The sequence below is a fragment of the Devosia sp. genome (genome assembly GCF_028290645.1).
In the GTDB taxonomy this organism is placed as follows: Bacteria; Pseudomonadota; Alphaproteobacteria; order Rhizobiales; family Devosiaceae; genus Devosia_A.
Window position 1 is genome coordinate 16,636 of the sequence record NZ_JAQGJL010000081.1, and the last position, 12,775, is coordinate 29,410.

The following is a 12,775-nucleotide window of genomic DNA, read 5'->3' on the forward strand; positions in this document are numbered from 1 at the left end:
ATGTAAAGGCCCCGGCGCCTCCGCTGTCAACTCTCGCCAGCATCTGTGCGGCCAATTGCGTCATGGTCTGCTTGCGCGCCGCCGCGAGATCGTGTCTTATCGCCGGCAATGGCCAGCAACCACGAACTGTCCTACCATATGGAACCAATAGCCGTGACAGCCCCGAGGACCGATCGCCATGGCTAGGAACGGCAGTTCACGGGAGACCATCCAGACCAGCGCTCCAAATGCCGAGGCGCGCATCCAGTCGGTGGCGCGCGCCAAGGCGCTGCTCGATGCCATGGCCAGCGGCGACTGGGTGTCGCTGCGCGACCTCGCGGTCCGCACCGGCCTCGCCAAGACCACCGCCTTCAACCTCGTAAGCGCCCTTGTCGATGTCGGCCTCACAGAGCGCGACGCCAAGGCCGGCGCCTATCGGCTCAGCCTGCAGCACCTCGTCTACGGCAAGGCGGTCGAGCGCCGGCTCGATATCGCCGCCATCGCCCGCCCGCACCTGATCCGCCTCTGCGCCACCACCCGCGAGACGGTGAACCTGGCGCTGCCCGGCCCCACCGATGCGGTGATCGTCGAAAGCCTCGAGGGCAGCCAGTCGCTGCGCGTCTCGTCCTATTCCGGCACCCGCGCCGCCTATCACTCGACCGCCTGCGGTCGCGCGCTGCTGGCGCACCAGCCGCCGAATTTCAGGAAGATCATCTACTCCGTCGGCGACCTCCCCGCCGCCACTGCGCGCACCATCACCGACCCCGAGGCCCTGGAAACCGTGCTGGAGCGCTGCCGTACCCTCGGCTGGGCCACCGAATTCGAGGAGAACGAGATGGGCAGCGCCTGTGTCGCCGCTCCGATCTTCGGGCCCGGCGGCGACGCCATCGCCGCCGTCAGCATCGCCGGCCCCTCGGCCCGGTTCGAGCCCGAAAACATCGAGCGGCTGGGCAAGATCCTCGTCGCCAGCCTCGCCGAAATAACCACCGAAATGACCCAGCACGCGTCGCATACGAGTTCTATGAGATGACCACCCGCCGCCGCATTCTCCTTGCGGGACTGTTCCACGAGACCCACACCTTCGTCGACGAAACCACGGGCCTTCCCGAGTTCACCATCAACCGCGGCGACGCGGTGCTGGCCCGGCGCGGCGACGGCTCGACCATCGACGGCTTCCTCGAAGTCGCCGAAGCCGAAGGCTGGGACGTCGTGCCGGTTGCCGACTATTCTGCGCTGCCCTCCGGCACGGCCGATCACGCCGTGTTCGAGCTGTTCTGGAACGAACTCCGCGCTGGCCTCGAAACCGCGCTCGCTGACGGCGGGCTCGTCGGCATCTGGCTGGCGCTCCATGGCGCCATGGTGACCACTGGCAGCGTCGATCCCGAAGGCGACCTCCTCGCCCGCATCCGCGCTATTCCCGGCGCCGAGCACCTGCCGCTGTTCGGCGTCTTCGATCTCCACGCCACCTTCACCGCCCGGATGGCCAAGCACGCCAACGGCCTCGTCGCCTATCGCGAGAACCCGCACACCGACGCCCGTGAGTCCGCCGTCCGCTCGGCCGAACTCCTCGCCCGCTCGCTGCGCGACGGCGTCCTGCCGCACATGCTGTCCCGCAACGCCCCGATCATCTGGGCTCCCACCGGCGTCGGCACCGCCGACCGCCCGATGCGCGACCTCGAGGCGCTGGCCCGCCAGATCGAGGCCGGGAACCCCGATATCTGGACCGTCAACGTCGTTGCCGGGTACTCCTTCTCCGACATCCCCGATGCCGGCGTCGCCTTCTCGGTGACCACCACCGGCAGCGATGCCGTCGCCAGGGCCGCCCTCGACCGCCTCGAGCAACTGGCGATCGAATTGCGCGAACTCGGCATCCCCAGGGAGTGGGACCTCGACGCCGCGCTCGCCGAGGTCAAAGCCTTCACCGATGGTCCCAACCTCATCGTCGAGCCGTCGGACAATATCGGCGGCGGCGCCCCCGGCGATTGCACCGCGGTTCTGCGCGGCTTCCTCCGCCACGGCATCACCAACGCCGCCGTCGCCATCGCCGACCCCGCAGCGGTCCGCGCCCTGGCCGATGCCAGGCCCGGCGACCGGCGCACCCTCTCAATCGGCGGCAAGGGCAGCCGGCTCGATCCCGGCCCGGTCGACCTCGAGGTCACCTTTTTGAGCCGCAGCGACGGCGCCTTCACCCTCGAGGATCGCCACAGTCACCTCGCCGCCATGCAGGGCATCCATTTCTCTATGGGTCCTTCCGCCGTGGTCGAGGCCAACGGCATCCGCATCCTGCTCTCGAGCCGCAAGACCCCGCCCTTCGACCTCGCCCAGTTCCGCTCGCAAGGCATCATCCCGGAGGACCTCTCGGTCATCGGGGTGAAGGCCGCTGTCGCCCATCGCCGCGCCTACGATCCCATCGCCAGGCGCAGCTACACCGTGACGACGCCCGGTCCCTGCACCAGTGCGCTCGCCACCCTGCCCTACCGCCGGCTGCGGACGCCCGTCTTCCCGGTCAGCTGATCCATCGGAGTTCCATCATGATCGAATACCCCAGCGCGCCGGACACCCCGCGCTCGCATCTGCCGTTCAGTCCCGCCACCAAGGTCGGCGAGCTCATCTTCGTTTCCGGCCAGGCCTCGGTCGATGCCACCGGCAAGATCGTCTCGGACAGCTTCGAGGGCGAGATGCGCCGCTCGATCGAGAACCTGAAGAAGGTTCTGGAAGATGCCGGCAGCGACCTCGCCCATGTGGTCCAGACCCGCAACTATGTCCGCGACAACGACGATGTCGGGCGCTTCAACGAGATCTACCCCGAGTATTTCAAGGCGCCCTATCCGGCCCGCACCACCATCACCAACTGCCTCGGCGCCTCGTTGCGCTACGAGATCGAGTGCATCGCCGTGGCGAAGACCAGCAAGGCCTGACCCCGCCGCGAGGGCTTTCTGCCTATTTTTTCGCCTCGTGAAACGGGCGGCCATTTACAAGAACCTGGCTCTGGGGCCAGTTGAACGAAGCATTGAGGAGTTCCGCGTTGACCGTCACCACCCCCGCCGAACAATCGGCCGACCTTTCGTCGCGTCTGCTCAGCTTCGACAAATCGGCCGAGACCATCCGCACCAATTCGCAGTGGATCGCCGGAGGCGTGAACAGCAATTTCCGCCTCAACATCTCCCCCACCCCGCTGGTGTTCGAGCGCGGCGAAGGCGCCTACCTCTTCGACGTCGATGGCAACAAGCTCATCGACTACTATCTGGGCATGGGCCCGATGATCCTCGGCCACAAGCCGCAGCCTCTCGTCGACGCGGTGAAGAGCCAGATCGACAGCGGCATCCTGTTCGCCGGCCAGACCGCCATCGAGGCCGAAGCCGCCCGCCTCGTCTGCCAGATGGTGCCCTCGGCCGAGCGCATGCGCTTCGGCTCCTCCGGCTCCGAAGTCGACCAGGCCGCCCTCCGCCTCGCCCGCGCCGCCACCGGCCGCAGCAAGGTGATCAAGTTCGAGGGCCACTATCACGGCTGGTTCGACAACGTCCTGTGGTCGACCGCTCCCAGCGTCGATGCCGCCGGCCCGGCCGATGCACCCGTCCCCGTCATCGGCAGCAAGGGCCAGCTGGCCGACACCGCCGACACCGTTGTCGTCCTGCCCTGGAACGATCTCGAGCTGCTGAAGGCCCGCCTCGCCGACGGCGACATCGCCGCCGTCATCATGGAAGCCGCGATGTGCAACCAGGGTGCCGTGCACCCCGCCGCCGGCTATCTCGAAGGCGTGCGCGAGGCCTGCACCAGGACCGGCACCATCCTGATCTTCGACGAAGTCATCACCGGCTTCCGCCTCGCCCCCGGCGGCGCGCAGGAACTGTTCGGCGTCACCCCCGATCTCTCAACCTTCGGCAAGGCCATCGCCAACGGCTTCCCGGTCGCCGCCATCGCCGGCCGCGCCGACCTGATGGACATGTTCACCTCCGGCGGCGTCGTCCACGGCGGCACCTACAACGCCCAGCCCATCGCCATGGCAGCCACCGCCGCAACGCTCAAGTCGCTGACCCCGGCGCTCTACGACAAGATCGGCCGCTCCGGCACCGCACTGCTCGAAGGCTTCCGGGAAATCTTCGCCTCCGCCGGCGTCACCGCCTCGGTGGTCGGCTTCGGCCAGGTCTTCCACGTCGCGCTCGGCCTCGAGGCGCCCGCCCGCAACTACCGCGACCTCGCGAAGATGAACCGCCCTGCCTACATCGCGCTCACCACCGCACTGCTGCACCGCGGCGTCCGCGCCCTCGAACGCGGCGCCTGGTTCCTCTCGTCCGAGCACGATGCCGGTATCATCGATACGACCCTAGCCGCGGTGAAAGACGCCGTCCGCGACCTCAAGGCCAAGGGCACCCTGTAGCCGGCCCGGAGCGCGGGTGCCCCAGACCGCGCTCCACTTTCTCATTCGCAGGAGCTGAGCGGCCGTGGCCCCATCCCTTCTCCTCTCAGTGGAGAGGCGGCGCGGCGGCCAGATACCCTCGCGACGTGACACACTAGATCTTCAGCTCGATCCACACCGGCGCATGGTCGCTCGCCCCATCCTCGCCGCGCACCTCGCGGTCGATCCCGGCGCCGGTGAGCTTGCGCGCCAGCGGCTTGCTCAGCAGCATGTGGTCGAGCCGCAGCCCGGCATCCCGCGGCCAGCGGTTCCGCATGTAGTCCCAGAACGTGTAGAGCGTTTCGTTGGGGAATTTCTTCCGCAGCGCGTCGGTCCAGCCCTGCTCCAGCAACCGCCGGAACTGCTCGCGCGGCTCCGGCTGCACCAGCGCGTTGTCCTTGTAGGACGTCGTCACGTAGATATCGCGCGGCTCCGGCACGATGTTGTAGTCGCCGGCGAGGACGACTGGCAGCCCGCTGTCGAACAGCTCGGCCGCGTGCACAATCAGCCGCTCCCCCCAGCTCAGCTTGTAGTCGAACTTCGGTCCCGGCCGCGGATTGCCGTTCGGCGCATAGAGAGAGGCGATCACCACCCCGTTCACCGCAGCCTCGATATAGCGCGCCTGCTCGTCTTCCGGATCGCCGGGCAATGCGTCCGACGTCAGCACCGGCTCGACACCCTTGGCGAGGATCGCCACCCCATTCCACGCCGATTGCCCGCGCCACACCGCGCCATAGCCGGCATCCGCCAACGCCGTCGCGGGAAACTGCCGGTCCGTCGCCTTCAGCTCCTGCAGGCAAACCACGTCCGGCGCCGTCGCCTCGAGCCAAGCGAGCAGGTTCGGCAGCCGCCGGTTGACGTTGTTGATGTTGAACGTCGCGATCTTCAAAGCTGGCAACCTTACGGCGCGATGCGCCCGACCCACCCCGTGACCGTGTCGGTGACCGTCTTCAGGTGGTCGGCGGTCGAGAATCCCGAGATGGCCTTGCGCGGCTTCAGGTCATGGTCGCCGTCTTCGAGCCACCTGACCTCGATGGCCTTCGACAGCCCATAGGTCTTGACCTCGTCCGGCACCCCGAACTCGTCGCGCGTCCCCTGGCAGATCAGCGTCGGCGTCCTGAGATCGATGAGGTGCCTGGTCCTCAGCTGCTCCGGCCGCCCCGGCGGATGGAACGGATAGCCGAGACAGAGCAGCCCCGCGATCCGCCCGGCATCGAACAGCGCATCCGCCACCATGCTGGCGACCCGCCCACCCATCGACTTGCCGCCGACGACCAGCGGCCCGTCGGTCGGCCCGAGATCGTCCACCGCCGCCACATATTCCGGCATCACCGTCTCCGCCCGCGGCGGCGGTTTCTTCCCCGCCGCACTCCGCCGGCTCGCCATGTAAGCGAACTCGAACCGCGCCACCCGGAACCCGCCTGCCGCCAGTGCCCTGGCCGTGGCGTTCATCGACGCCGAATCCATCGGCGCCCCGGCGCCATGCGCCAGCATGATCGTGACCCGCGCGTCCTCGGGGCCGTCGAAAAGGAATTCCGTCGCCATCAGCCCGCCGATTTCCGTGAATGAAGGTCGGCATAGGCGATGCCGCGCGCCGCGGTCTTGGCCCATTCCGAATTCTGGTCGAGCTCGAGATAGCGCACCCACCAGCGCCGCGCCGCGCCGAGATCGCCGGCGTCGTATTCGAGCGTTGCAAGATTGTAGATCGCGTCGGCATAGTCCGCGTCGATCTCGATCGCCGTCTGCAGATGCCGGCGGGCGCTCTCGATCTTGCCCTCCTCGCGCAGCAGCCCGGCATAGTTGAACCACGCCTCGACGAAATCCGGATCGCGCTTGATCGCCAGCATATAGGCATGCGCCGCCTCGGAATTGTCGCGCGCGCCCTTGAGGCAGTTGGCCCGGTTGAACGCTGCCACCGAGTCGTTGGGATCGACCGACAGGCAATGCCCGTAAAGCACCGCCGCCTCGGCAAACAGCCCCGCCGCCTCCGCCGCCTCGGCAAGCGAAAAATACTCCTCGGACTCGTCCTCGATCGGCTCCAATGCCAACAGCCGCTGGCCATCGAGCTCGCTCCGTTGCGCCCCCTCGAGCGCATGGATGCGCTTCGGCCCACCCGGATGGAGCGACATCGCGGTCAGCGACGCCACCGGCCCCGACCGGTGCACCGAGCGCGCGATCGCCCCCCAGGCCGCGCCACCCGCCAGCAGCCCCGCATATTTCCGCGACAGGATCAGGTCGCGAAACGAGAACGGCTCCGCGTCATGCTCGAACACGTCGAACAGCGCCAGGAGGTCAAACACCCGCCCATCGAGCCGCGATTGGTCGAGCAGCGATTGCCGGCTGAGATTGGATTGTTCCGGCGCCGCCATCAGCCCGAGCGAGCGGAGGAACCCGTTTTCGCTGACCAGCTTCGCGCCGGTCTCGCGCAGCGTCGCGATGCGCTGCTCGATTTCGGCATCGGTATGCTTTTCGAGCAGCGTCCGCCCCAGCACCACGCTGGAAGTATGCCGCGTGGTGCCGCGGCGCAGCCGCCCGCCCTTGCCGGCCACCGCCTTGGCCGCCAGCCTTCGCGGGAAGGCGCTCAGGCCCCCCACGATGCCGACGGTGGTGTCCGGCTTCCGCATCCGATTCCCTTACATGCCGAACAGGCTGCTTCGCCAGCCCTTGCCGCTTGGCACGCCCCAGGCGCGCGGCATCCGGCGCTACGCCTTCTTCTTCGCCGCCGCAGGCTTGGCCGCCGCGGCCTTCGAAGCGGCCACCGCTTCCTTCAGCGATGGCTTCTTCGCCGGGGCCGGCGTCTCGGCCTTTGCCTTGCTGGGCGCTGCGGGCTTTGCCTGTCCCAGGCTCGCCTTCAGCGCATCCATCAGGTTGATGACATTGCCGCGTTCCGGGGCCGCCGCGATGATCGGCTTGTGGCCCTTGAGCTTCTCGCGGATCATCGCCATCAGCGCCACTTCGTAGCGATCCTCGAATTGCTTGGGATCGAACGGCTTGACCTTCTGCTCGATCAGCTTTTCGGCCAGTTCGAGCATCTCGGGATCGGGCTTCAGCGCTGGGATATTGCCGAAATACTCGGCCGTGCCGCGCACCTCGCTCGGATTGCGCAGCACGGTGACGAACATGCCGTTCTCGCGCGCCCCGATGGTGATCACCCGCTCGCGGTTGGTCAGCACCAGCCGCGCGATCGCGAGCTTGCCGGACTGCCGCATAGCCTCGCGCAGCACCGCGAACGTCTCCTCCGCCATCGCCCCGTCCGGCGCCAGGTAGTACGGCGCGTCCTGGTAGATGACGTCGACCTCGTCCTCGTCGACGAAGGCCTCGATGTTCATCGTGTGGTTGGATTCGATCCGCACCGCATCGAGATCGCTCTCGTCGATGATGATGTACTGCTTGTCCTCGTACTCGTAGCCCTTGACGAGGTCACTCCGCTCCACCAGCCCCAGTTCGGGGTCCACCGGCTTCATGTTGATCCGGTTGTGGGTGTCCTTGTGCAGCTGGTTGAACGCGATGCGCTCCGACGCGCTCGTCGCCGGATACATCTTGACCGGGCAGCTGACCAGACTCAGCTTGATATAGCCCTTCCAGCTAGCTCTTGGTGCCACCTTCGCCTCCTACGCGCGCGTACTACGTCCCGCCTTTGATAATGCAGGCAAATCCCGCGCGAACTCGTTAATTTCGGACCACGGATCCCCAGACGTGGTTAAGAGACCCGGAAGAGTAGAGTAGTTCAAATCGACCGGAGCGTCGATGGACTCAAGGTCCCGCCAGTCGAGCGGCGTCGAGGCCGGCATGTTCGTCCGGGCCCGCAGCGAATAGGGCGATACGGCCGTCGCACTGCGCGCGTTTCTATGGATATCTATAAGAATACGCCGCTTGCGGTTCTTCTCGCCGATAACCGTGACGAACGTGTCCGACGCCGTCCGCGCCATTGCCGCGGCGATCTCGCCGGTCGAGGCATGTACCTGCTTCCACGTCTGCTTGGGGGTGATCGGCACCACCAGGTGCAGCCCCTTGCCGCCCGAGGTCTTGATGAACGGCACCAGCCCCAGCGCCTCGAGTTCGCCGCGCAGGTGCACCGCCGCCTCCACCACTTCGCGCCACTCGATCCCCTCGCCCGGATCGAGATCGAACGTCACCCGGTCCGGCTTTTCGAGATTGCTCAAGAGGCACCCCCAAGCGTGGAACTCGACCACCCCGAACTGCGCCAGCGCCAGGTAGCCCTTGGCGTCCTCGATGGTGAGATAGGTCCGGTCCTCTTCGCCAGAGTTCTGCGTCTCGAACACGTTGATCGTCGGCGGCATGCCCTTGAAGGCATGGCGCTGGAAGAAACAGTCCTTCGGCATCCCGGTGGGGCAGCGGAACAGCGACACCGGCCGGTTGAACAGGTGCGGCAGCATGAAGTCGCCCACCGCCGCGTAGTACACCGCGATATCGAGCTTGGTCGGCCCGCTCTTGCCGAACAGCCGCCGCGTCGGGTTGGTGATAGAGATCGAAGCCAGATCGGCATCGGTGATCAGCCGCTGCCGCGGCGCCGCCGGGGCCGTCAGTTCCGCCTCCAGCAACCCCTTGAATACCGAGTGCCGCAACATGTTGTCCGACGTGCGGGTGGCATAGTGCACATGGCACCGCAGCACCGGCTGCACCCAGATGATGTCCTTGGGCGTCCCCTCGAGTTTCAGCGTCGGATCCTGCAGCGGCTCCAGCTTGTGCAACAGCTGCACCAGCGTAGCCGCATCGAACCCGGTGCCGCACTTGCCGCGATACTCGAGCTCGCCATCGACGAACTCGGCCAGCGCCAGCGAAGCCAGCCCCTCGGCGACCGCCGACACGGTATAACCTGCTATGACGAAGTCGCCGGTCGGTCGCGCCTTCACCTTCACCCAGGTCGCCGTGCGGCCCGACTGGTAGCGCGAGTCCGTCCGCTTCGAGACGATCCCTTCGAGCCCCATTTCCGAAGCCCGCTCGTAGAGCGCGTCGCCATTGCCTTCGACATGGTCGCTGAGCTGGATCGCCGAGCGCCCGCTGACGTGCCCGCCCAGTAGCTGAGCCAGCAACTGCTTGCGGTCGGTCAGCTCCGCCTTCCTGAGGTCGTAGCCATCGAGATAGAGCAGGTCGAACGCGTAGAAATGCAGCTTGCTGCCCGCCCCCTGGGACAGCGCATCCTGCAGCGCGGCGAAGCGCGAGATGCCGTGTTCATCGAGGACGACGATCTCGCCGTCGAGGATGGCCTGCCTGGCCGGCAGCTTGGCGAACTCCTTGGGCAGGTCGCCGTAGCGCCTGGTCCAGTCGATGCCGCTTCGGGTGATCAGCTGCACCTTGCCGTCGATCAGGTGCGCGATGGTCCGGTAGCCATCGAACTTGATCTCATGCAGCCAGTGCGCGGCCTCCTCGTTGGGCGGCTCGGTCGCCGAGCTTGCCAGCTGCGGCTCGACCTCCCCCGGCGGCGGCCCCTTCACCGCGCCATCGACGCTCGCGGGCCTAAGTACCTTTTTCGGCTTGGGTTTTGCCGCTTCGAGCAGCTGCTCGGTGGTGAGGCCCGACTTCACGCTTTCGGGCCGCGCGGCGAGGATGTCCGTCTCGGTGTCGACCGACGGGTCGTGCTCCTTGAACAGCAGCCAGTTCTCCTTGTCGTCGTCGCCCGGCCGGCCCTTGAGCTTGGTCAGCATCCAGCCGCCCTTGAGCTTTTCGCCCCACAGCCGGAACTTGAACCCGCCCTTTCGGAGCCCTGCGTCGACGTCCTCCATCGGCGCCCAGTCGCCGGTATCCCAGACGATCATCGGCCCGCCGCCATACTCGCCTTCCGGAATTACCCCTTCAAAATCAATGTATTCGATAGGGTGGTCTTCGGTATGGACCGCCAGCCGCTTGTCCGCCGGATTGAGCGAGGGGCCCCGTGGCACGGCCCAGCTCAGCAGCACGCCGCCGTGCTCGAGGCGGAGGTCGTAGTGGTCGGCGGTGGCGGAGTGCTTGTGCACCACGAAGCGCGTGCTGCCGGGCGCAACTGCGCCGCCGGCGGGCTCCGTGGTTTTGGAGAAGTCGCGTTTCCCGCGGTAGCTGCGTAGTTTCGGCTCGACCATGGGGTAAAGCTAGGGCGGCACCTGGTGCACCGCAATCCCCTCGAATGTGGCGAACGCCCAGAAACCGCCGCTCACCTGCCACAGCGATGAATGCTGCCTGAACGGCGGGTCATAGCTTCTGGTCATGTCAATGCCATGGAACGAGCTTGGGCGGTGGCGACAGGCGCTCCGATACCTCGATCTTGGTCAAGGCAGCCGCATCCAGCGCGTCCCAGTCGTAGTGGTAGCCGAGCCCCGGCTCGTCGCTCACCGTGAGGTTGCCGTCGACGATGGCGAGCGGTCCGAGCTTGTCGAGGCCCCTGATCTGCTCCTCGTCCATGATGAGCTGCTCATAGTAATCGTTGTTGGAGATGGCGGCGCAGATTTGCGCGTTTTCGAGGCCCATGCCGTGCACCTGCGCCCGCATGCCGTGGCTTTCGCTGAGATGCGCAACCTTCATCGAGCCGGTAAAGCCGCCCTTGTAGAAGGTGGAGACGCGCGTCATGTCGAGCGCCTTGGCCTCGATCCAGGTCGCCATGTTGCCATGGACCCCGTCCGAGGTTTCGGCGGCGAGGATCGGGATGTCGAGCTTCTCGCAGAGCTTGGTGTAGGACCCGAGGTGGAACTCGCGCATTGGCTCCTCGTACCAGAGGAACCCGAGGTCCTGGATCGCCTTGCCGAACTCCAGCGCGTTTACGTAGTCCCAGCCGGCCGAGCCGTCGAACATCAGGTCGGCATCCGGGCCGACCCATTTGCGCAGGTTCGTGCAGAGCTCGATGTCCCGCTTCACCGGCCCGCCCCAGGCGTGCAGCTTGAACGCCTTGAAGCCGAGGTCGCGGCTCATCTTGATGTAGCGTTCGTACTCCTCCATCGTCGGCCAGGTGACCGTCGAGGCATAGGCCGGCACGACCCGGTCGTCGCCGCCGAGCAGCTGGTAGATCGGCATCCGCGCCTGCTGCGATTTGACGTCCCAGCACAGCATGTCGAGCATGCCGAGCGCCCGCATGTGGATCTCCTCGATGCGATCGATCTCCCAAATCAGCCGCCACATGCGCTCGGTCAGCAGCGGGTTCTCGCCGATGAACTCATGGTAGCGCCGCCGCACCAGGTCGATCACCGCTTCGCCGCGGTTCATCTCGATCGCGCCATAGAGCCCGCTGTCGGTCTCCATGCGGATCACCGCCTTGTGCGGCTTCGAGCCGCGCGGAATGTCGCCGTGCGAACCGGGAATGCCGTCGCGCCAGATGAATTTCGGTCCCGGCTCGGTTTCGACCAACCAGCCCGTGAACCCCGTGATCTTCATTCAATCCTCCATAAGCAAGATCATTTGCGGTCTTGAGCGGCCGCTAACCCTTTTCCGCGCCTGACAGCGTGCCCGAGCGCACGAACCGCTGCGCAGCCATGAAAATCAGCAGCACCGGCAGCACCACGAGGATGGCGGCCAGCACCACCTCCGGCTTCTTGATCGGCACATCGTTGGACGGCAGGTTGCTGAGCGCGCCCGAGCCCGAGACCAACGCCGTGAGCCCCACCGGCAGGTTGTAGAGCTTGTCGTCGCTGAGCAGCACGAAGGCGAGAAAGTAGTTCGACCAGATGGCGAGGAAGCTGAAGAACGCCACCAGCGACACGATCGGCCGCGCCAGCGGCAGCGCGATGCGGGTGAACAGCTGGAAGCGGTTGCAGCCATCGACCCGGGCGGAATCCATCACCCCCTTGGGGAGCGAGGTCGAGAAATAGACGTAGGTGAGATAGACGCCGAACGGGAAGAACCCCGAGGCGAGGATCAAACCCATATAGGTGTTGTTCAGACCCAGTAAATTCATCTCGAGGAAAATGGGCAGCACTACTGCCGTACTTGGGGTGATCATGGCGATCAGCGTCAGGATCAGGATCAGCCGCCGCCCCGGAAACTCCGACAGCGCCAGCGCGTATCCGCCCGGGATCGACGCCACCAGCGACAGCAGCACCCCGCCCACCGAGTAGATCAGCGAGTTGCCCGCCCAGGTGATGATCTGGAAGTTGTTATAGGTGGTCAGGTTGGTCCAGGTCCGGCTGAACGCCTCCCAGGTCCCCAGCGCAAACGGCGGATCGCTGAGCAGCGAAGCCTCCGACCGCGTCCCTGCGATGAACAGCCAGAGCAGCGGAATGCCGTAAAAGCACACCGCAAACGCCAGCGTCGCGAACACCGCGAACCGGCCGAGATTGAGACGCATCGGTGCTGTCCTGCTCATCCCGCCCTCAATCGATCTTGTAGAATTTAGTAGCAAAAACAATGACTAGCGCGATGACGATGGACGAGCCGACGAGCAGCGTCGAGAGCGCCGCCGAGGCCCCGAAGTCGCCC

The 12,775-nt window shown here is 66.2% G+C and carries 11 protein-coding genes; 4 read left to right on the top strand and 7 right to left on the bottom strand.

Going from position 1 to position 12,775, the window contains the following annotated elements; all coding sequences use genetic code 11:
* The first annotated feature begins 178 nt into the window (after positions 1 to 178).
* The 4 genes from JWQ89_RS04355 to JWQ89_RS04370 all read left to right on the top strand — a co-directional run bounded on the left by JWQ89_RS04355 (position 179) and on the right by JWQ89_RS04370 (position 4,357).
* Positions 179 to 1,009 carry an IclR family transcriptional regulator gene (locus tag JWQ89_RS04355; protein WP_299638738.1) on the top strand — a complete coding sequence of 277 codons (831 nt, stop codon included), beginning with the start codon at positions 179 to 181 and terminating at the stop codon, positions 1,007 to 1,009.
* Entirely contained in the window at positions 1,006 to 2,493 is a 1,488-nt protein-coding gene (locus tag JWQ89_RS04360; protein ID WP_299638740.1) for a M81 family metallopeptidase, read from the top strand. The genes JWQ89_RS04355 and JWQ89_RS04360 overlap by 4 nt, the downstream gene beginning before the upstream one ends.
* Before the next feature lie 17 nt (positions 2,494 to 2,510).
* Entirely contained in the window at positions 2,511 to 2,897 is a 387-nt protein-coding gene (locus tag JWQ89_RS04365) for a RidA family protein (RefSeq protein WP_299638742.1), read from the top strand.
* A 107-nt stretch (positions 2,898 to 3,004) separates the two neighbouring features.
* Positions 3,005 to 4,357 (top strand): aspartate aminotransferase family protein, encoded by a 1,353-nt coding sequence (locus tag JWQ89_RS04370; protein ID WP_299638744.1) that lies wholly within the window; start codon positions 3,005 to 3,007, stop codon positions 4,355 to 4,357.
* Positions 4,358 to 4,490: 133 nt separating this feature from the next.
* On the opposite strand, the gene JWQ89_RS04375 is transcribed toward JWQ89_RS04370, so the two are convergent.
* The 7 genes from JWQ89_RS04375 to JWQ89_RS04405 all read right to left on the bottom strand — a co-directional run bounded on the left by JWQ89_RS04375 (position 4,491) and on the right by JWQ89_RS04405 (position 12,644).
* A complete protein-coding gene (locus JWQ89_RS04375; protein ID WP_299638745.1) occupies positions 4,491 to 5,264 on the bottom strand; it encodes an exodeoxyribonuclease III in 774 nt (257 codons plus the stop codon).
* Between the two features lie 11 nt (positions 5,265 to 5,275).
* Positions 5,276 to 5,920, bottom strand: a complete 645-nt coding sequence (locus JWQ89_RS04380; RefSeq protein WP_299638747.1) for an alpha/beta family hydrolase — start codon at positions 5,918 to 5,920, stop codon at positions 5,276 to 5,278.
* Positions 5,920 to 6,999, bottom strand: coding sequence for a tetratricopeptide repeat protein (locus JWQ89_RS04385; RefSeq protein ID WP_299638748.1), 1,080 nt, complete (start codon positions 6,997 to 6,999; stop codon positions 5,920 to 5,922). The genes JWQ89_RS04380 and JWQ89_RS04385 overlap by 1 nt, the downstream gene beginning before the upstream one ends.
* 78 nt (positions 7,000 to 7,077) lie before the next feature.
* Positions 7,078 to 7,977: a Ku protein gene (locus JWQ89_RS04390; protein ID WP_299638749.1), complete on the bottom strand. Its 900-nt coding sequence runs from the start codon at positions 7,975 to 7,977 to the stop codon at positions 7,078 to 7,080.
* Positions 7,978 to 7,986: 9 nt separating this feature from the next.
* On the bottom strand, positions 7,987 to 10,452 hold the full coding sequence (ligD, locus tag JWQ89_RS04395; RefSeq protein ID WP_299638750.1) for a DNA ligase D: 2,466 nt from the start codon (positions 10,450 to 10,452) through the stop codon (positions 7,987 to 7,989).
* Between the two features lie 127 nt (positions 10,453 to 10,579).
* Positions 10,580 to 11,734, bottom strand: coding sequence for an enolase C-terminal domain-like protein (locus JWQ89_RS04400; protein WP_299638752.1), 1,155 nt, complete (start codon positions 11,732 to 11,734; stop codon positions 10,580 to 10,582).
* A 43-nt stretch (positions 11,735 to 11,777) separates the two neighbouring features.
* A complete protein-coding gene (locus JWQ89_RS04405) occupies positions 11,778 to 12,644 on the bottom strand; it encodes a carbohydrate ABC transporter permease (RefSeq protein WP_299638754.1) in 867 nt (288 codons plus the stop codon).
* Between the last annotated feature and the right edge of the window lie 131 nt (positions 12,645 to 12,775).